At 42.0% G+C, this 21,042-nt stretch carries 18 protein-coding genes; 15 read left to right on the top strand and 3 right to left on the bottom strand.

Annotated elements, in window-relative coordinates; translation table 11 throughout:
• Window positions 1-305: 305 nt before the first annotated feature.
• The 10 genes from G602_RS0121460 (at window position 306) to G602_RS0121415 (ending at window position 11,705) form a co-directional block, all read left to right on the top strand.
• Entirely contained in the window at window positions 306-2,978 is a 2,673-nt protein-coding gene (locus G602_RS0121460; protein ID WP_026660866.1) for a valine--tRNA ligase, read from the top strand.
• A gap of 10 nt (window positions 2,979-2,988) precedes the next feature.
• On the top strand, window positions 2,989-4,389 hold the full coding sequence (locus G602_RS0121455; protein WP_155830017.1) for a bifunctional folylpolyglutamate synthase/dihydrofolate synthase: 1,401 nt from the start codon (window positions 2,989-2,991) through the stop codon (window positions 4,387-4,389).
• Window positions 4,390-4,429: 40 nt separating this feature from the next.
• On the top strand, window positions 4,430-4,600 hold the full coding sequence (locus G602_RS31160; protein ID WP_035786222.1) for a hypothetical protein: 171 nt from the start codon (window positions 4,430-4,432) through the stop codon (window positions 4,598-4,600).
• A 40-nt stretch (window positions 4,601-4,640) separates the two neighbouring features.
• Window positions 4,641-6,053: a tetratricopeptide repeat protein gene (locus G602_RS0121445; protein ID WP_026660863.1), complete on the top strand. Its 1,413-nt coding sequence runs from the start codon at window positions 4,641-4,643 to the stop codon at window positions 6,051-6,053.
• Complete coding sequence (locus G602_RS0121440; RefSeq protein WP_044933083.1) at window positions 6,040-7,437, top strand: MBOAT family O-acyltransferase; 1,398 nt, start codon at window positions 6,040-6,042, stop codon at window positions 7,435-7,437. Before G602_RS0121445 ends, G602_RS0121440 begins: the two co-directional genes overlap by 14 nt.
• 22 nt (window positions 7,438-7,459) lie before the next feature.
• Window positions 7,460-8,695 (top strand): GDSL-type esterase/lipase family protein, encoded by a 1,236-nt coding sequence (locus G602_RS29470; protein WP_049945394.1) that lies wholly within the window; start codon window positions 7,460-7,462, stop codon window positions 8,693-8,695.
• An 81-nt stretch (window positions 8,696-8,776) separates the two neighbouring features.
• Window positions 8,777-9,022, top strand: coding sequence for a hypothetical protein (locus G602_RS0121430; RefSeq protein WP_026660861.1), 246 nt, complete (start codon window positions 8,777-8,779; stop codon window positions 9,020-9,022).
• A 79-nt stretch (window positions 9,023-9,101) separates the two neighbouring features.
• Window positions 9,102-9,476 carry a RidA family protein gene (locus tag G602_RS0121425; protein ID WP_026660860.1) on the top strand — a complete coding sequence of 125 codons (375 nt, stop codon included), beginning with the start codon at window positions 9,102-9,104 and terminating at the stop codon, window positions 9,474-9,476.
• A gap of 27 nt (window positions 9,477-9,503) precedes the next feature.
• A complete protein-coding gene (locus G602_RS0121420) occupies window positions 9,504-10,568 on the top strand; it encodes a tetratricopeptide repeat protein (protein WP_026660859.1) in 1,065 nt (354 codons plus the stop codon).
• Between the two features lie 6 nt (window positions 10,569-10,574).
• The gene (locus G602_RS0121415; protein WP_049945393.1) at window positions 10,575-11,705 is read left to right on the top strand and encodes a D-alanyl-D-alanine carboxypeptidase family protein; all 1,131 of its coding nucleotides are present in this window, start codon (window positions 10,575-10,577) and stop codon (window positions 11,703-11,705) included.
• A gap of 101 nt (window positions 11,706-11,806) precedes the next feature.
• On the opposite strand, the gene G602_RS0121410 is transcribed toward G602_RS0121415, so the two are convergent.
• Window positions 11,807-12,241: a PH domain-containing protein gene (locus G602_RS0121410; RefSeq protein ID WP_026660857.1), complete on the bottom strand. Its 435-nt coding sequence runs from the start codon at window positions 12,239-12,241 to the stop codon at window positions 11,807-11,809.
• 197 nt (window positions 12,242-12,438) lie between these two features.
• On the opposite strand from G602_RS0121410, the gene G602_RS0121405 reads away from it, so the two are divergent.
• The 4 genes from G602_RS0121405 to G602_RS0121390 all read left to right on the top strand — a co-directional run bounded on the left by G602_RS0121405 (window position 12,439) and on the right by G602_RS0121390 (window position 16,943).
• Window positions 12,439-14,100 carry a sensor domain-containing phosphodiesterase gene (locus G602_RS0121405; RefSeq protein ID WP_026660856.1) on the top strand — a complete coding sequence of 554 codons (1,662 nt, stop codon included), beginning with the start codon at window positions 12,439-12,441 and terminating at the stop codon, window positions 14,098-14,100.
• A 224-nt stretch (window positions 14,101-14,324) separates the two neighbouring features.
• On the top strand, window positions 14,325-14,933 hold the full coding sequence (locus tag G602_RS0121400) for a hypothetical protein (RefSeq protein WP_026660854.1): 609 nt from the start codon (window positions 14,325-14,327) through the stop codon (window positions 14,931-14,933).
• A 34-nt stretch (window positions 14,934-14,967) separates the two neighbouring features.
• Window positions 14,968-15,435, top strand: coding sequence for a hypothetical protein (locus tag G602_RS0121395; protein ID WP_155830015.1), 468 nt, complete (start codon window positions 14,968-14,970; stop codon window positions 15,433-15,435).
• A 143-nt stretch (window positions 15,436-15,578) separates the two neighbouring features.
• Window positions 15,579-16,943 (top strand): MATE family efflux transporter, encoded by a 1,365-nt coding sequence (locus tag G602_RS0121390; protein WP_044933080.1) that lies wholly within the window; start codon window positions 15,579-15,581, stop codon window positions 16,941-16,943.
• 221 nt (window positions 16,944-17,164) lie between these two features.
• Here G602_RS0121390 and G602_RS0121385 read toward each other — a convergent pair whose 3' ends face one another.
• Together G602_RS0121385 and G602_RS29465 are read right to left on the bottom strand one after the other, a co-directional pair.
• Window positions 17,165-18,190: a DMT family transporter gene (locus G602_RS0121385; RefSeq protein ID WP_330369240.1), complete on the bottom strand. Its 1,026-nt coding sequence runs from the start codon at window positions 18,188-18,190 to the stop codon at window positions 17,165-17,167.
• A complete protein-coding gene (locus G602_RS29465; protein ID WP_049945392.1) occupies window positions 18,187-18,612 on the bottom strand; it encodes a helix-turn-helix domain-containing protein in 426 nt (141 codons plus the stop codon). Before G602_RS29465 ends, G602_RS0121385 begins: the two co-directional genes overlap by 4 nt.
• Before the next feature lie 176 nt (window positions 18,613-18,788).
• Between G602_RS29465 and G602_RS27900 the strand changes: the two genes are divergently transcribed.
• Window positions 18,789-20,945, top strand: coding sequence for a DEAD/DEAH box helicase (locus tag G602_RS27900; RefSeq protein WP_049945391.1), 2,157 nt, complete (start codon window positions 18,789-18,791; stop codon window positions 20,943-20,945).
• The last annotated feature ends 97 nt before the right edge of the window (window positions 20,946-21,042 follow it).

Raw genomic sequence — 21,042 nt, 5'->3', positions numbered from 1 at the left:
CTGTGGAAATTGGGGATATTCAGAAAACCGTATTTCTCAGATGCGCATAAAATGGCAATATTTGATGGTTTACGATATTAATCCACAGATAATCGAAATTTCAACTTGATACTATCACAGTCAATAAAACTATGTAAACCTAAAGCGCTAGGTGACACAAGTGTCACGAGCGTTTTGTAACATGTGCAGACATCGGAAAAGAGATACTTTTTTCATGGGAGAAGTGCCGTAAGAATTGACAAGTACACTGCGATTGAAATATCATATGATAATATATGTGTAAATATAAATAGAGGACATTATTTATGAGAAAAGAATTAGAAAAGACCTATGATCCCAAAGGAATAGAGGATCGACTTTACAAGAAATGGGAAGATAACAAGTATTTTCATGCAGAGGTGGATGAGACTAAGAAACCTTTCACTATCGTAATTCCCCCTCCGAATATCACGGGTAAGCTCCACATGGGACATGCTCTTGATAATACTATGCAGGATATACTTATTCGTTATAAGAGAATGCAGGGCTACAATGCACTTTGGCAGCCCGGAACTGACCATGCTTCTATTGCTACCGAGGTTAAGATTATTGATACTCTCAAGGCAGAGGGAATTGATAAGAGAGATCTTGGACGTGAGAAGTTCCTTGAGAGAGCCTGGGAGTGGAAAAAGGAATACGGCGGAACCATTATCCAGCAGCTGAAGAAACTCGGATCTTCCTGCGATTGGGACAGAGAGCGTTTTACAATGGACGAGGGCTGTAACGAAGCTGTTACAGAGGTCTTTTGCAAGATGCATGAGAAAGGCTACATATATAAAGGAAGTCGTATCGTAAACTGGTGCCCTGTATGTAAGACATCAATTTCAGACGCTGAGGTTGAGTACGAGGAGCAGGCTGGTCACTTATGGCACATCAAGTATCCGGTAATTGATGAGGACGGAACAGTAAGTAAGACTGAGTTCATCGAGTTTGCAACAACACGTCCCGAGACAATGCTCGGAGATACAGCAGTTGCCGTTAATCCCGATGATGACAGATATAAGAGCTTCAAGGGTAAGAAGGTTCTTCTTCCTATTGTAAACAGGGAACTTCCTATTGTAGAGGATTCCTATGTAGACATGGAATTTGGTACAGGTGTAGTTAAGATCACTCCCGGCCATGACCCTAACGACTTCGAAGTAGGTAAGAGACACAATCTTGAAGAAATAAACATCCTCAATGATGATGCAACCATCAATGCTAATGGTGGCAAATTCGAGGGTATGGACAGATATGCTGCAAGAGATGCCATTGTAAAAGAACTTGATGAGATGGGACTTCTTGTAGAAATCGAGGACTATTCTCATAACGTTGGTACCCACGACAGATGCCATACTACTGTAGAGCCTATGATCAAGGCACAGTGGTTTGTTAAGATGAATGAGCTTATTAAGCCTGCTGTTAAGGCAGTTAAGGAAGGTGAGATCAAGCTTATTCCTCCGAGAATGGATAAGACTTATTACAACTGGACAGACAATATCCGTGACTGGTGTATTTCAAGACAGCTCTGGTGGGGACATAGAATTCCTGCTTATTATTGCGACAAGTGCGGAGAAGTTGTTGTATCCAAAGAGGCTCCTACTGTATGTCCTAAGTGTGGACATGATCACCTGACACAGGATCCCGATACACTTGATACATGGTTCTCATCAGCACTTTGGCCGTTTGAGACACTCGGATGGCCGCACGATACGAAGGAGCTTAAGTACTTCTTCCCTACAGATGTGCTTGTAACAGGATATGACATCATTTTCTTCTGGGTTATCAGAATGATATTCTCCAGCTACGAGAACATGGGAACATATCCTTTCCATACAGTTCTGTTCCATGGTCTTGTAAGAGATTCTCAGGGTAGAAAGATGAGTAAATCTCTTGGTAACGGAATTGACCCGCTTGATATTATTGATAACTACGGCGCAGATGCCCTCAGACTTACACTTATTACAGGTAATGCACCCGGAAATGATATGCGTTTCTATAACGAGCGTGTTGAGAATAGCCGTAACTTTGCCAACAAGGTATGGAATGCATCACGTTTCATCATGATGAACATGGGTGAGGATGAGAAGAGTGCTATAAACCAGCCTGCACCTGAGGGACTTGAGCCTGTAGATCACTGGATTCTTTCAAGACTTAACAATACTATCCGTGAAGTAACAGAGAATATGGATAAGTATGAGCTTGGAATCGCAGTTCAGAAGGTTTATGACTTTATCTGGGATGAATTCTGTGACTGGTACATAGAGATGGTTAAACCCCGTCTTTATAATTCAGATGATAAGAAGTCACATGAGGCAGTTCTTTGGACACTTCAGACAGTTCTTATCAACGGACTTAAGCTTCTTCATCCTTATATGCCTTTCGTTACAGAGGAAATATTCTGCACACTTCAGGACGAAGAGGAGTCAATCATGATCTCCAAGTGGCCTGAGTATAAGGAAGAGTGGAATTACGCTTCAGATGAAAAGGCTATTGAGACAATCAAGGAAGCAGTAAGGGGCATCCGTAACATCCGTACACAGATGAATGTTGCTCCCTCACGTAAGGCACTTGTCTATGTAGTATCAGAAAAAGACGAAGTCCTTGATATTTTCCGCACAGGTAAATTGTTCTTTGAGACACTTGCAAGCGCTTCGGAATCTGTTTTCCAGAAGGATAAATCAGGAATTGCTGAAGATGCTGTGTCTGTAGTTCTTGCGGAAGCTACTATTTATATTCCTTTCTCTGATCTTGTTGATATTTCAGCAGAGATAGAGAGACTTGAAAAGGAGAAAAAGCGTCTTGAAGGCGAGCTCAAGAGATCACAGAGCATGCTTTCAAACGAGAAGTTCCTTTCAAAAGCTCCTGCTGAGAAGATTGAGGAAGAAAAAGAAAAGCAGAAGAAGTACGAGCAGACCTTTGCGCAGGTAGAGGAAAGACTTGCGCAGCTTAAAAAGTGACGATAGAACTATGAGTGAAGATTTTACAAAATATGCCTCCGATATGCTTGAGCGTCTTGATAATGGAGAAAGGCTTGGATTTTATGAATGTGATCGCTTTGTGGATCAGATTCCGGCCTTCACTGAAAAGCATTCGGTTGAGGATACACGTAAATTCCTTGAATATATAGGAAGTCCCGATCTTAAGATGCACATTATCCATGTTGCCGGTACAAACGGTAAAGGATCTGTGTGCAATTACCTGTCTGAGATTTTAAGGCAGGCAGGTTTTAAGGTTGGAATGTTTACCTCGCCGCACCTTGTAAAAGTTACGGAGAGATTCTGCATAAACGGAATGCCCATTGAGGATTCGATTTTCTGTGAGATATTTGCAGATCTTATAAAAAAAATAAGGGATTACGAAGCAGAAAAGTATTTTCCTACTTATTTCGAGTTTCTGTTTTTTATGGCGATGCTTCTTTATGAGAAGTATCCCGTGGATTACCTTGTTCTTGAGACAGGACTTGGAGGAAGACTTGATGCTACAAACAGTGTTCATGCGCCTGTCCTTGATGTTATAACAGAGATAGGTCTTGATCATATGCAGTACCTTGGAAATACTATTTCCGAGATAGCCGGTGAAAAAGCGGGAATCATTCGCAAAGATACACCGGTCGTAGTTTATAACAGACGTGATATGAGTACTGATGTTATAGAAAAAAGAGCGGATGAGCTTTCAGCCAGGGTATATAGGGTTGAACCTGAATTTGTTACAGAGATAAATACCACTCCTGACGATGCAGGGAATATTTGCATTGATTTTTCCTATGAATCTCAGTATGATAAATATTGCGGTCTTCGTTTGCAATCTATTGCCAAATTTCAAACAGAGAATGCCGCAATTGCGATAATGTGCACCAGAGCCCTCAGGGACATTGGAGTGAATATAACCGATGATGACATAAGCTATGGCCTTAGGAAGGCTAAGTGGGGCGGAAGAATGGAACTGATTCTTCCCGGAATTTATGTCGATGGTGCTCATAATGTCGATGGTATGGAGGCTTTTCTTGACTGTGCGGGTAATGTGCCCTGTGATAAGAAAAGAATACTCTTGTTTGGAGCAGTTGCAGACAAACAGTACCATCTGATGATCAGACAGATTCTTGAGAGCAGATTGTTTGACAGAATTTGTGTATCTGTCCTTGAGACAGGAAGATCGGTTTCCGAATCTCAGCTGCGTGCGGCTTTTGAATCGGAGATGCGTCATTTTAAAGATAAACCTGATATCAGATTCTCTTATTACACTAGTGTCAGAGATGCTCTTATGGACATTATTACTGACAGAGGAGCCGGAGATGTTGTATTTGCAGCAGGCTCATTGTACCTGGTTGGGCAGGTTAGAGAATCACTGGGAATAATGCCCGGTCACTGATAATTTGTGGTTTCTTATGAGTTAAAGTTGGAGCTTTACAATGATTAATTTTGAGAATGAACTTAAGAAGTTTCGTCCCAGCCTTGAGATAGAGGACGCTGAGGAGATAATCTATAACCAGGATCTCGATGATATGGCCGATGTACTTGTAGGCCTGTTTAAGGATGCAAAGGCTGAGGAGATGGGACGTCAGACACGTCCGCGTCAGTAATCTAATCTATAGCTAAGGATAGAGAGGACAAACTTCTATTATGAAATGTTATCAATGTGGGGCAGAGCTCACTGAGCGCGAATACTGTCCGAATTGTGGTGCTGCGGTTAAGGTTTATAAACGAATAATTTCGCTTTCCAACCGTTATTACAATGAGGGGTTGGAACGTGCCGAGGTTAGAGACCTTTCGGGAGCTATAGAATCGCTACACCAGAGTTTGAAACTTAATAAGAGTAATATTCAGGCCAGAAACCTTTTAGGACTGGTCTATTATGAATGTGGAGAGGTTGTTGCTGCACTTAGTGAATGGGTTATTAGTAAGAACCTTAAGCCCGATGAAAATGCAGCAGATGATTATATGGATCTGGTTAGAAATGATCCTTCACGTCTTGAGACTTTTAACCAGACTATCAAAAAGTTCAATATTGCGCTTAATCACTGCCATCAGGACAGACTTGACATGGCTGTTATACAGCTTAAGAAGGTTCTGTCAATGAATCCCGGATTTATAAGGGCGCATCTTTTGCTTGCACTTTTATATCTGAACAACGGCAATTATGCCAAGGCTAAGACAGAGGCACAAAAGAGTCTTAAGCTTGATACCGGAAATGTAATGGCACAGAGATACCTTAAGGAAGCTGAGGCTATGATGCTTCCTCAGGATGCCAAGAGCAGTGATGAAAATAACGACAAGAAAAATGGTGTTGTCAGATATACAAGTGGAAATGAGACTATAATCCAGCCTGTGAGATCAAATGTATTTACAAGAAGCGGCTCTATATGGGGCATTGTTCTGGGCGTAGTTCTTGGAATTGCAGCTGCATATTATCTGATATTACCTGCAAGAATTCAGTCGATGAATGCCAGCTTCAGAGAGCAGATTGCTTCAATAAGTGAGGAGTCGGATTCAAAATCTGCAAAGATGGGAGAGTATGAGCAGCAGATTGCTTCTCTTAATTCAGAGCTTGAGTCTCTCAAGAGTGAGATGAGCTCATATGAGGAAAACGGTAGCTCAGGATCAGCAGATAATGATCTTATGGCTGCAGTTTCGATTTATCTTAATAATTCCGATGACATGGATGCTGTACAGGAAAAGATGGACGCCATCGATCTTAACAATATAGAGGGTGGTGCTTCCACTCAGTTTACAGATCTTTATAATTCATTTATGGTGCTTGTAGGAACTGAGCTTTCAAAAAGAAGTTATGCAACCGGATATGATGCTTATCGCAATCAGGATTACGAGACAGCGATCAGAGCATTATCAAAGGCATTTCAGTATGATAACACCAATGTTGACGCACTTTATAATTTAGGAAATGCCTATTATGAAAGCGGTGACACTGATAACGCCAAGGTCGTTTATGACCAGGTGATTAATGATTTCTCGGATACAGGTAGCGCAAGCTCCGCCGAGACAAAATTAGCAGAGATTAATAATGCCTCAAATTAACCCAAACATAACAAATTTTTCGGAATTATCGTTTATCTTTAGATTTCTTCCGATATTTCTTATTGCATATTATGTATTGCCATCAAGGCTGCGTCCTTTTGTTCTCTTTGTGGGCAGCCTTGCATTTTATGCTTTCGGGGATCCGAAGAGCATGGGCATTTTTGCAGTTGCGGTTATAGTTAATCTCATTTTTTCATATAGATGTCAGGCACACAGTAAGCCCGCCTTGATTTTTATTATAGCGGCTGATGTAATCCTGCTTCTTTCCTTCAAGTTCCTTTCGGGGTATGGTAAAATTTCCGGACTTCCACTCGGAATCAGCTTTTTTACATTCAAGATGGTGAGCTATCAGGCTGATCTGTATAAGGGCAAAATAAAAAAGTGCCCCGGAATTTTTGCTGTGGCTGCATATTTTTCCATGTTCCCTCAGCTTATGTCGGGACCGATAATGCGCTACTGCGATTTTGAAAAGAATAAGGTCTTATCAGGAACAGAGGACAGATTTCTGGTGTTTAAGGACAGAATTCACCTTCACCTCGATAAGATTGAGGAGGGACTTGTATTCTTCACACTGGGCTTTGCAATGAAGGCTCTGCTCGCAGATTATCTTGCAGCAATGTGGAATGATATAGGAACTATAGGATATGAGAGTATTTCCACTCCTTTGGCGTGGGCAGGAGTTGTCTGTTACTCACTTAACCTTTATTTCGATTTCTGGGGATATTCCCTGATGGCAGCAGGCATTGGCGTGATGCTGGGATTTCCTTTTATAAAAAACTTTGACCACCCATATGCTTCCAAAACGGTTGGTGAGTTTTATAGAAGATGGCATATGACCCTTGGATCATGGTTTCGCGATTATGTATATTTTCCTATGGGAGGAAGCAGGGAAAGCAAGAGTAATACCATAAGAAATCTTTTTGTTGTATGGGCACTTACAGGATTATGGCACGGAGTTACGCTCAATTTCATAGTTTGGGCAGGCGCTCTCCTTGTTATGATAGTTATGGAAAAATTTGTATGGTCTTCCAATGAAAAGCTTCTTGCTGTTATCGGAAGAATAAATGTGCTTATAATTATTCCTATAACCTGGGTGATTTTTGCACTTCCTGTTAAGGAAGACCTGTATAATTATATGGGAAGACTTTTTCCTGTTAACGGAGCAGGAATAGCTGTAAATCCCGGAGATTTTGCTAAATTGTTATCGACATACTGGGGCTTTCTTCTTGCGGGCCTTATGCTCCTTTTTCCGGGGATATATAGTAATATTGTAAAGCGCAGGAAGGATTGGCCTATGAGGGTTATGATGCTCATTCTTTTCTGGGTATGCGTAACGATTGTATCAACTAAGGCCGGTAATCCGTTCATGTATGTTAACTTTTAAACAGCAATAAATAGGGCAGAGTATGAAAACATTTTTTCAGCACATTTTGTCCATGGGAATTCTGGTAGTAGCACTATTATTTACTGTGGATTCCGCTCTTGGACAAAACAGCGCATATGAAGAAATTGAATATGACTCTTTTGATGCACCGATTATGTCGCTGACTCTTCGTCGTATAGCGGAGGGACAGCAACCTTATCTCATAGAACTTGTACGCAAAAATTTATTCGGAGCTGCGGGAGATAATGAAACTACCGATAATTCTGAAAACACGGATGAGATGCAGAATACTAATGCAGAGCAGGAAGTGACTGATGGTAACTCTTCAGAAGCCGTAGAAGAAGTGGTATCTTCAGGAGATGCCGGAAGTGAAGTTGCTGATGCTCCTACAGATACTGCGGTTTCAGACGGAGATGCAGATAGTGATATAGCAGAAGGCGAGCCTTCAGGTGAAGTGTCAGGCGGCGATGTTGAAGCGACAGAAGGTGATATAGAAGAGCCTGCACCTGAACCCGAACCTGAAAAAGACAACTATGTTATGACCGCTGTTCCCGATTCATACTTCGATGATGCACTTTTCATAGGAGATTCAAGGACAGTCGGCTTGTCAGAGTACTGCGAAGAGCTTAAGGGACATGGTACTTTCTATGCTAAGGTCTCACTCACCATATTCGGACTTGATGATAAAGAATTTGTTGTAGTGCCTGTAAAGACTGAGGAGGGCACAGACATACCGGAGGAAGAGCTTCCGAAAGAAAAGGTAACTGTAGAGGAAGCACTTTCAAGAAAACAATTTGCTAAGATATACATAATGCTTGGCCTCAATGAGCTTGGCAGCCGTACACATGAACAGTATGCTGAAGTCTATGGCGAGGTGGTTAATAAAATAAGAGAGCTGCAGCCTGATGCAATTATCATTATTCAGGGCATCATGCATGTTACTCACTCTAAGAGCAGCAGCGACAGAGTTTTCAAGAACTCTACTATAAATGACAGAAATGCGGTGCTATCTACATTAGCGGATGGCGAGCATGTATTTTATATTGATATGAATGAAGCTACCGATGATGAAAACGGGGCGTTGAGACAGGACTTGTCATTTGATAATGTTCATTTGAAAGCGAAGTCCTACTCATTATGGTATGATTATTTAAAGAATCATGCTTTCGTAAAAGAGAAGGATCTCGAACAGACACAGCAGCTGCTCCAGCAGGAGATAGAGAGCAGAGAGGCTGAAAATGCGGAGAATCCTCAGTAAATAGCAGATTATAATCTAAGCAATATTGCCTGGAATTATAAAAAATAATTACACTGACAAGTGCTCTGGAGAAGGAAAAATATGGTCAGAGAGATGGTTTTTAAGATGGAGCGCCCGGGACTTTTAAAGGAAGGCGACGAGATCACTGTTACCGAGGGAGAACTTCCCAGTAACGTGTATTATACGATAGATCCGTCACTTGCTATGTCAGCCAATTATCCCTTCAGGGAGAGAATGAGCGAGCGCAAGGGCGTGGTATTAAAGGTTGAAGAAAACGATCGCGGTTTCTATGTAACGGCCGCTTTCGATTCTGATAAACAAGACTAACATTTTCCCTAATTGAATGATAATATAAAAAAGCCTTCCCCTTGGGGGAAAGATGATTTACACGAAGGAGGATGAAAAAATGCAGTACGTATCAACAGACAAGGCACCGGCAGCAATAGGACCTTATTCACAGGCAATCAAGGCGGGGGATTTCCTCTACGCTTCAGGACAGATTCCGATAAATCCTGCAACAGGAAATATAGAAGGAAATGATATTAAGGAACAGGCAGATCTCGTTTGCCGCAATATAGGTGAAATTCTCAAGGCAGCAGAGACAGATTTTGACCATGTAGTAAAGACAACCTGCTTCCTTGCAGAAATGTCTGATTTTGCTGAGTTTAACGCAGTTTATGAGAAGTACTTTACAAGTAAGCCTGCAAGAAGCTGCGTAGCAGTTAAGAAGCTTCCCAAGGATGTTCTTTGCGAAGTAGAGATTATTGCGTATTTAAAGTAAAAGCTACGACAGGTGGGGAGAGTGAAAATGGCGGTATCAAGGAAAAAATCAGCCGCACTTACAATTTTGTTGGGAACACTGCTGATTGGTACTGGTTGCGGAAGCATGTCCAGTCATAAAAATGTTGATCTTGGGCTTGCTCATATAAATAGTCATGAGTACGAGGAGGCTGCCGAGTGTTTCGAAGCGGCAAAGGCTGCAGGAGAGAATGACAGACTTCTATACAGGGCCAGCGGAATTCTTAACAGAAATCTTGGGCAGTACGATGAGGCAATAGACGATTTTCTTAAATCTCTTGCTGCTACAAGCGGAATACCCGGGGACATGGATTTTGACACTAATTTCTATCTGGCTGATACATATATGAAGCTTGAAAAATATGATGAAGCCGAGAAAGTATATGATGCGATCCTGGCTCTCAGAAAGAAAGATAAAGACGCTTATTATATGAGAGGTCTGACCAAGCTTTATAGTACTGATCATGACGGAGCAGTAGTGGATTTTAATAAGGCAATGACCCTTTCTCCAAGGAATTATGACCTCAGGATAATGATTTACAAAGCATTATCCGCAAGCGGTTATGAGGAGGAAGCAAAAGAGATATTGCAATCGTGCCTGAATAATACTGACCCCAACATGACCAATTATGAAAAGGGACAGATTTCATATTATCTTGGCAACAATGCTGATGCACAGAGTTATCTTGAGCTTGCAAGAAATGAGAGAGAGACGGAGAAGGCGCCTGTGGTGCTTCTTCTGGGGCAGACAGGAGAAAAACAGGGCGACTTCAACTATGCCATCAGTGTATATAAAACATTCCTGGCTGAAGATTCGGACCATCCGGACATCTACAATCAGCTTGGACTCTGCCAGTTAAATATGGGGGACTATGAAGGAGCAGTTACTTCTTTTGAGGCTGGTCTGGCGCTTGGGAACAGTGACTACAGCAGAGCACTTCTTATGAACGAGATAACTGCTTATGAGCATGCAGGCAATTTTGCCCAGGCTAAAACATTAATGGAAAAATATAGGAAGGCGTATCCAGATGATGCGGATGCGGAAAGAGAGGAAATCTTTCTTTCTACAAGGTAAGGAGTATTGGGAAAAAAACGTTACAGAACATTAGACAACAGCTATTATATAGGTCGCAAACCCAGAAAGAAAAAAATAAAGGGATTTGTTATAGCCGGTGTATGTGCCGCGCTTGTACTGATAACCACCATAGCTGTAATTTTTTTGGTTTTGCATAAAAAGAATGATGAAAGCAGTGAGGCTGAAGATATATCAACAATAGCCGAGAGTATCCCGGAGGAAGACCTTCCGGTTGAGACTCAGCAGGAGGTAGTTGAGGAAGAACCTGAGCCGGAGCCGGTTGAGGAGGTCGATGAGAGATCTCCCGAGGTTCAGAGCTTTGCCCGTGGTTATACTGTTGAAACCACAGGTTCCACAGCAGAAATAGTAAGTGAAGATGTCATAAGTGAAAATGCGATTCTTATTGATGTGGATAAGGCAGAGGTCATAGCTAAAAAGGCTTCGGATGTAAGAATTTCCCCTGCTTCAATGACTAAGATTCTTACAATTTTAGTCGCTGCAGAGCATGTTGAGAATCTGGATGATACCTTCACCATAACAAGGGACATTACAGACTATTCTTTTTCAAATGAATGCAGCATCGTAGGCTTTGAAGTGGATGAAACTGTAACAGTAAGGGATCTCATGTACGGAACAATTCTTCCGTCAGGAGCTGATGCGGCAATCGGTCTTGCAACCTATGTTGCCGGATCACATGAAGCTTTTGTTGATTTGATGAACCAGAAGCTTGAGGAGCTTGGTCTTTCAGATTCTGCACACTTTACAAACTGTGTTGGAATATATGATGAAAATCATTACTGCACACTTACTGATATGGCTATGATTTTGAAGGCAGCAGTAGAAAATGACCTTGCAAGGGAAATCCTTTCAGCACACAAATACACCACAAGTCCTACGGAGCAGCATCCTGAGGGCATGACAATATCCAACTGGTTCCTCAGAAGAATAGAGGATAAGGATACTCACGGAACTGTTCTGTGTGCAAAGACAGGCTTTGTAAATCAGTCAGGTTGCTGTGCAGCAAGCTATTCAATATCTAACAGCGGTGGTCACTACATCTGTGTATCCGCCAATGCCTGGAGCTCCTGGCGCTGCATCTACGACCAGGTAGAAATCTACGAAACATATTTGAACTAAAAATAATACGCCCCGGAAATGGCTTTGGTTCAGCCATTTTCGGGGATTTTTTTGGAATACATACTAGCCAGCCTGTATCGCTTGGCTCGTACTCTTTCATATTACATATCATCTATGTTTCCGTCGCCATCGTTGTCGAAGCCGATATTCTGCATGTTGACGGTGCGACGGCGAAGGCGGGCACGTTCGGACTCCTGGTTGATGAAATCCTTGATTTCACGGCCGTGCTTTATATTTTTCATGATTATTGTCTTGTCGGTTACATCAGAAGTGAAGAGAGTGATGGTGGATAAGCCTGCCATACGCTGGAAAAGCGACCTTGAAAGCTCTACGTCTGTGATCTTGTACATGAAGCAGTCATCCTCTTTGATGCTGAGGAACCCAGAGGTAATGGTTAGCTCATTTTCGTAGATTTCATAGTGCTTGAAGGGCCACGGAATACCAAATAAAAGGAGTCTTCCGTATTCCTTGTACTGAAGATTTCCTTTTGCCATAATAGAAGCTTCATTCTGGGCCGGATTAGAAATTTTAGACATAATTGTTTTCCCCATTTTCCAAGTGGCAATGAAAACTTCCCATTAAAAAACGATGAAAGGATATGCACTACCACTTTATTATCGATGTGATAGAATATATAAATAATATTAGAATAATTACTATAACATTGTATCACAATATAGTATTACAGGGGACGGTTTGAAGTATAAACTCTTCAACTGTTGGAGGAACAGGTATGATAAAGAACCAGGGGGCATATGAGAATATTGCAAAAATCTACGACACATTTGCTGTAACATCCAAGAGCAGATATGTCTATGTTTATGATATAGAAAACGATATGGCCAGGTGGTCGGAGAACGCAGTGACCTACTTTGGCCTGCCGGGAGAATATGTCTATAAGGCAGCGCAGGTGTGGGAGGTACACGTTCATCCTGAGGACAGGGAATCCTACAGGGATCATCTGAAAACAGCTTTTGAAGGAAAGCGCGTAAATCCCAGCTTTGAATATCGTGCCAGAAATAAGAATGGTGAGTATGTCGCCTGCTCCTGCAGAGGAGTTGTTATTAAGGACTATTCGGGCAAAGCCGCTTTTTATGCCTGCTCCCTTACAAATAAGGGTATTGTGGACAATACAGATCCGATTACCGGTCTTGCCAATCATTACGAGATGTTTAATTACATGCATCACCTTGAGATGGAGCGTGAGAAGTATATTCTGCTCCTTGTAAATGTAATCGATTTTGGTGATATAAACAGACTTTACGGATACATGTTTGGAAACAGAATGCTCAAACTCATGGCAGAATGGCTTCAGAATGAGACCGGTGAAAAGGGGCATGTGTACAGAGGAGAGGGAACCATCCTTGGACTTTGTACTGTAAAAATGGATCTGGATGAAGTGACTGCGCTATACCAGCAGATGAGAAAGTTTGTAAGGCAGAACATGCAGATAGGTCAGAACAGAGTATCTGCAGAGCTTGGCGGCGGTGTAATAGTCGTTGATGAAGTGGGAATCGATGTTCATGCGGTCTATACAAGTGCCAAGTATGCACTTGCCCATTCCAAGTCTGAGAAGCATGGAAATCTTATCATTTTTCATAATAACGAACTGGAATTCAATAAGAGCACGATTGAGCTCGTCGGTGCAGTGCGAGAGAGCGTCATAAATCATTACAGGGGATTTTATCTTAACTATCAGCCTATAATATCCAAAAATGACGGAAAGCTGTGCGGTGCAGAGGTGCTTCTTCGCTGGAAAATGGAACCCTATGGAGATGTATCACCAAGCGAATTTGTTCCCTGGCTTGAGCAGGACAGCACATTCTACAGTCTTGGAAACTGGATACTTGATAAGGCCATGAAGGATGGGCTTGAGATACTTAAGGTTCATCCGAATTTTTACCTGAGCATAAATCTTGCATATGTGCAGCTTGAGCGAAGCGAGTTCCGTACAACAATAATGGAACTGCTAAGAAATAACAGATATCCGGGAACTGCTTTATGTATTGAGCTTTCCAATATTTCAAGGGAAATAAATTTTGACTACCTCAAGAGCCAGGTAATATTCCTTAAGTCCTGTGGAATCAGGATAGCGCTTGACGTTTCGGATTTTACAACTCTCGATCTTGCAACCAGCCTGCCAATTAACATAATAAAGCTGGGACCGGAGATAACAGAGAATATAAGTAAGAACCCTCTGAGCAGATACATGACAGAGGCCATCACAGGGTTTGCGGCAAACATGAATATGAATATTTGTGCGACCGGTGTTGAAAGTGCAGATACTGAGCACAAGCTTTTCAAGTATCCCGTTGATCTGTATCAGGGGTATTACTATTCAAGACCTGTCAGCCTTGAGGACTTTAAGAGACTTCCGCTATACAGAAATACATAAACACGCTCTGATTTTATAATGAAATTTTTATAAAATGTGTTTTTTATTTTGCAAAATATTCTATAATCATGATGAGCGATTGTATTGAAAGGTGGATACAAATGTAAACCATGTTTACCTACATTAAGCCTGAATTTATGATACATGCATTTTGTAAGCAGCGGGACACGATACTTAAAAACCGCAGTATTTGTGTTGCCCGATTAGGCGATTTGGCGGTAACCATGTCACTCATTGATGAGAACTCCTTTGCATTATCACTTGAAAATGTGAAGGATGGCTCGCAGTATTCGGGAAGAGCATTTAATATAAAAAGGGCTGCCCAGGAAGATATTGTTCCGGTGGCCGAGGAGCTTTTCAGAAAAATGCAGTCCCTGAATGATCAGGAGATATTCGATAAACGCGAGAGTGTATGGAAAATGTACGCTCTGGATTGGCTTGAAAGTCAGGGTATATCCTTTGATGATTATATCGATAGCAGATTGTCACAGCTGCCCGATGAGGAAGGTCTTCACTGGAAAAGTCTTGAGGAATATATAGCCACTGACTATCTCAATGTTGCATCAACCATGCGAATAATTGAAAAATATTCGCCGTCGGATGAAGAGAAAAAAGAACTCACTGATTTTGTTGCAAAGGATATTGTAGAACTGAGACAACATTATTCGCTTGCAGCTATGCAGGAGAAGTTCGATGAACATGACGCAAAAATGGAAAGCGTCAAGATGTTCGCTTTTGGAGTTGAGGTTGAGGCTGACAACAGAGATGAAGCCAGAGAGAAGCTCATGAAGCTTATCGGGAAAGACGTACAAGGAGTAGTTGTAAGGGGATAGTTATTGTCACGGGAAGAAAAGTGGGGTAAGTATTATGAGGAACTTATTTAAAAAACTGAGTGCTGCGCTACTGATGTTTGCGCTTGTAATTTCACTGGTTTCCATACCGGCTGCTGCTGCGCCAAAGGGCAAGACAGCAATCAAGGAAGACCAGATGAATATCACTGTGGGAAAAGACGCGGATGGCAATGTTACCGTTACCTACGGAAAATATACTTTCATTAGAAAGTACAACGGATGGTATATTCCCGCTGCATATATTTACAACGGAAGCGAACTTGCTAATTTCCTTGATAAATCTGTAAGGCGCTCAAAGAAAACAAGTGTTAGATGTGACGGTTTTCTGTTCGTAAAGGTTTCCGGCGGATGGTATCGCCACGAGCTTCATATTAACGACGGAAGAACGCTGGCAACGATTTTCAATAAAGCCGCAGGAATTAAAAGTACCTATGATCCGAATAATCTGAATTCGGATGATGCTGCTGCGACTACACAAAATTGATTAATTTATTTGTTTATAGTAGTATTACTAAGCATGCGAAAAAGAATGTCTGTGATGGGGCATTCTTTTTTACTGAGTAAAAAAGATGTGCAGTTATCATTGACTGCATGAATGTAAGAAATATAAGGAACGAGAGGTTATTTATGTCAGGTTATACTGAAAACAGAATGGGAACAATGCGGATAAAACCGCTTATAGTATCAATGTCGTTGCCTATGATGGCATCAATGCTGGTGCAGGCACTTTACAATGTGGTGGACAGTATTTTCGTTGCACAGATCAATGAGGGCGCACTTACTGCGGTTACGCTTGCGTTTCCGTTGCAGAATCTTATGATCGCTCTTGGCTCAGGTACAGGAGTCGGTATGAATGCACTGCTTTCAAGATCACTGGGTGAGAAGAATTTTGACAGAGCAGACAGGGCAGCGAATACTACGCTTATGCTTACCTTCATAAATTACGCTATTTTCCTGCTTATAGGACTGTTTGTTGCCAGACCGTTCCTGATGACACAGACAAATGATGAAAAGATCATTGAGTACGGAATGTCTTACCTTAGCATTATCTGCTGCTGCTCAATAGGACTTTTCTGCCAGATGACTTTCGAGAGAATGCTTCAGTCCACAGGACGTACGCTGTACAGTATGTATTCGCAGATGTCCGGAGCGATAATAAATATTGTAATGGATCCCATTCTTATTTTTGGAATGTTTGGTCTTCCCAAGATGGGAGTTGCAGGTGCAGCACTTGCGACGGTTATCGGACAGATAGTAGGATCATGTCTAGGTCTTTACTGTAATATGAGTCTTAACCCTGACATTCATCTGAGACCTTCCCTGATTTTTAGTCCCAGAGCAGATGTGGTAAAGGAGATCTATTACGTAGGTATACCATCAATTTTGATGATGTCGATCGGATCACTCATGACCTATGCAATGAATCTGATTCTGATTACATTCTCAACTACTGCAACAGCGGTATTTGGTGTATATTTCAAGCTTCAGAGCTTTTTCTTCATGCCGGTGTTCGGTCTTAACAACGGTCTTATTCCTGTGCTTGCTTATAATTTTGGAGCCAGAAAGAAAAAGAGAATTGAGGAAGCGCTTAAGTTTTCAATGGGACTTGCTTTTACGATTATGATAATCGGAACCATTACCTTCCAGATTTTCCCTGACAGGCTGCTTGGACTTTTCAACGCATCGCTTGCTATGATAAATATTGGAAAACCTGCGCTTAGGATTATAAGCCTGAGTTTCCCTATTGCCGGCATTTGTATTGCAATGGGATCTGTGTTCCAGGCCTTTTCGGAGAGTATATATTCACTGGTTGTTTCTGTAGGACGTCAGCTCGTGGTTCTGATTCCTGCAGCCTGGCTGCTTGCTCAGACCGGTGATGTAAACATGGTATGGTGGGCATTCCCCATTGCTGAGATTGCTTCACTTATTCTTTCAGGATTCTTCTTCAAGAGAGTTTACGGCAAGAAGGTAAAGACACTGGTGGAGGAGTAAATACTGTAAAAAATCAGCCCCGAGGCGAGTTGCCCCATGGGTATAAGAAATTTGGGTTTACGTCTGCGTCGTGATTTTCTAAAATTATAAAAAAATGGATGCCTCATCTCGTAGTCACTCGGGACAATCGGCATCCATTTTTATTAAATTTTGAAAATCATCTCCTCGTCCGAGAACTCCAAATTTCTGATACCCATGGGGCGACCGCCTCGAGGCTGTTTTTATTTTAGAACCGGTAGTTGGGCGATTATTACGGCTGCGAAGATGAAGGCACAACCAAGTGCTTCGCGTCCGGTCATGACCTGATGAAGAATCAGCCATCCGAATATAGTTGAAAAAACAGATTCAAGGCTCATGATGAGCGAAGCGATGGCTGGGTTAAGGTTTCGCTGCCCAACGGCCTGAAGTGTATATCCGACTCCGCAGGAAAAAAGTCCTGTATAGAGGATGGAAATCCATGAAGATGGGATGGATAGAGCCTGTATCCATGCAGAAGGATCAGGATAAAAATCAAAAATGAATGCAGCGATCAGTGACAGAAAGCCGCTGACAAAGAACTGCACGCATGCCAGTGCTACAGGACTCATCTTTGGAGCGTAGTAGTCAACGCAGAGAATCTGAATAGAGAACATGAAGGCGCAGCCAAGGAGTGCAAGATCAGCAGTTGAAATACTAAGCCACTGTCCCCAGGATGGAAAGCAGAGAAGGTAAAGGCCAACCAGGGCGATTGCTACAGCAGGCCATACGAGAGCGGAGCACTTGCGACCTATAAATATTCCGAGGATAGGGACAAGAACGATGTAGCATGCCGTAAGAAAACCGGCTTCACCTGCGTCAGCTCCAAGCTCAATACCATACTGCTGAAAAGTAGATGCAAGAAAAAGCGCTATTCCGCAAATGGTACCACCTATCAGTTTATCAGTTGGAATACTGTAAGAGATATGGCTATTATTATCAAGGCTGTTAGAAATGCCCTTGTTTTTTATTACAAATGGAAGCAGGCAAAGACCGCCGATTAGAAAACGGATACCATTAAAGGTGAATGTTCCGACGTTGCCACCTGCTATTGATTGCGCAACAAATGCTGCGCCCCATACGACAGATGCCAGAAAAAGCAATAATGCACTTTTAATACTTGAAGAGAGTGTGTTATTCATAATGAGTTCTATGATATCAGAAACACAAAAAATCGCAAATAAAAAGACGTTGCAAAGATTTTTAATCAAAGGCAGCGTCTTTTTTTTCATTTCTTTTCCTGTTCTATTTTGAATTTCGCATATTCGATAAGTTCTTTTTGAGAAGTCTCACTTAATTTTGAAAAATAGAAGAGCATCTGTATTTCCCATGCACTGAACTTTTTGAATTTTTCAGAGGAACCATAGGATGTAAGCTCAGCCTCCTCCAAAGTTCTGATGGTAGTTTCAGGTGCATCAAAGTATATCTCATTATCGAGAGGGATGCATAACTTAAGAAGTTCATCAGTGGTGAGACCGTAAAAATTTGCAAGCTTATACAGAGATGTAGTACTGGGCTTGCGTTTTCCGCTTTCATATTGCTGATAGGTCGGCTGTTTAACATCGATATTTGCAGCTACAAAATCCTGCGTATATCCATGCGCTTTACGAAGTTCTTTAAGTTTTGCAGCAATCAGAATGTTATCTTCGCTCATGAACCATGTCTCCCTTAAGGTATAGGGATAGTTTAACTGAAAATGTAAGTCATACATATACTATAAGCTATATAATTATAGGCAATTGAAATAATTGTAATTCATACGAGTATGGCGAATGTTTTGTGCAGTTGTTAAAATAGAATAAGACTCAGCAAACAGAGGATTATAAAAATATGCGTAAACCTGATTTCAACAATTTAAATAAGCTCACAAAAACAATGAGCGATATAGATAATGCCTTTGCAAGTATGTATGCAGACAAGCAGATTCAGGAAAACAACATAAAGCATCTGTGTGCCCGGAAAACTGCAGGAGATGCCAGAAAAAAGCTGGCCGGTATTTCCACTGACGAATTTAAAAAAGCCAAGGTCGGAATCAGAGTTTCAGCTCTGATGGATGCAGGGTATAACAACTTAGGGGATGTAGCCATGGCAACGGATGCTGACCTCCTTAAGGTTGATGGGATTGGTGAGAAGCAGCTTGAAGCAATACATAATATTGTGACAGAATTTGCCAACAGTCTTGCTGCGAGGGCGTCGGTAAGACTTGAGGAGAGTGATGCTGAGCTTATTACCGAACTTTTTCGGTATATGAAAAGTGAGCACACCAGAATAGCTGCCAGGGAAGACTCTGCTAACTTCAGGAATTTTTATATGAAAATCAGTAGTGAGAAGATCATCAGGAATGGTGTTCACTGGTTCTTTTCGGGTTCAGCAAAAAAACAGGCGACCTTAGCGGTTGTTGATGCCCTTTCAAACTTCTATTACAGCCCGTTCTTTGAGAAGCTGGTGCGTCATCTTGACAGTTATGAGGAAGCTATCCGCATCACGCAGCACGTTGCACTGCCTGAATTCAGGAAAAGCAGTGCCGATTTTTATGCACTTCTTGAAAATCTCGGAGCGGACTCGGGCAACAGACCTTTTCTATATGACAGTATTCCCATGGGGCTAGCATCGGAGGTTCAGAATGTTGAGCTAAACCTATCGGGATTTACAGGGAATCTTCGTGCCTATCAGAACTTTGGCGTAAAATATATAATCCATCAGGAAAAGGTTCTTCTTGGAGACGAGATGGGACTTGGTAAAACAATCCAGGCGATTGCAGCGATGACGCATATTGCCGCGATTGAGGAAAAACCGCATTTTCTTATCATATGCCCTGCCAGCGTGATCATTAACTGGGCCAGGGAGATTAAGAAATTCACAGGAGATCTGAGCGAGAGTGGTGCTCTCAAAACATATATACTTCATGGAAGCGGGCTTGATGATTCTTTTTTGGGCTGGCGAAATGGCGGCGGAGTTGCTATAACCAACTACGAATCCATGGGGAAAATCGTCGACGGAATAGACAACCACATGCACCTGTCCATGCTGGTGGTGGACGAGGCGCACTACATGAAAAATCCGGACGCCAAGAGAACCATGTATATCAGAAGGCTTGATAACGAGTCCGGTCGCATACTTATGATGACAGGAACTCCGCTTGAAAACAGGGTTGAGGAAATGTGCAATCTCATTGATTTTGTGCGCCCCGACATGACAGAAGAGGTAAAGAGTCTTGCGCATATCAGCAGTCTTCCTGAATTTAAGGAAAAACTGTCACCTGTTTATTTAAGACGTACAAGGCAGCAGGTTTTAACAGAGCTTCCACCTATTGAGGAACGTGAAGAATGGTGTGCCATGAGTGATGAAGACAAGTCATCTTACGTTGCTGCAATTATGGGTGGAAACTTTGCAGACATGCGGAGAGTATCATTTTTACAGACGGATATGAAGACGTCGTCCAAGGCCGTAAGACTTTTGGAGCTCTGCGAGGAAGCCCGTGATGAAGGACGAAAAGTTGTTATTTATTCATTTTTCAGAGATACTGTTGCAAAGGTGAGCAGCCTTTTCGGTGAAAGGTGTGCCGGCGTAATAAGCGGTGAGACGAAGATGGAGAACCGGCAGGCTATCGTGGATGCCTTTTCGGAATCGGAGGATGGCAGTGTTCTCGTATGCCAGATTCAGGCAGGCGGAGTAGGGCTTAATATTCAGGCGGCAAGCATAGTGATTTTTTGCGAACCTCAGATAAAACCTTCCCTCACAAACCAGGCACTCTCAAGAGTTTACAGAATGGGACAGGTGAAAAACGTTCTTGTTTATCATCTTCTTTGCCCGGATACTGTCGATGAAAAAATGATGGCAATTCTGGCTGAAAAAACAGCGGAGTTTGATAATTTTGCGGCCGATTCTTCTATCGCCGGTGCCGCTGAAAACATCATGGATAATGACTGGATTAAGCAGGTTATAGAGGAAGAAAATAAGAAATACCTGCCTGCTGTGGTTATGTGATGGAGGCTATAACTGTAGGAAAGCGGAGAGGTATAGATTAACAAAAGTCTTGCTCTCAGAACATTTGTTTGGTACATTTTTTGTTAAATGATTATGT

The organism is Butyrivibrio sp. AC2005, from assembly GCF_000424145.1.
Taxonomy (GTDB): Bacteria; Bacillota; Clostridia; order Lachnospirales; family Lachnospiraceae; genus Butyrivibrio.
This window is presented reverse-complemented; position numbering and strand designations above follow the sequence as displayed.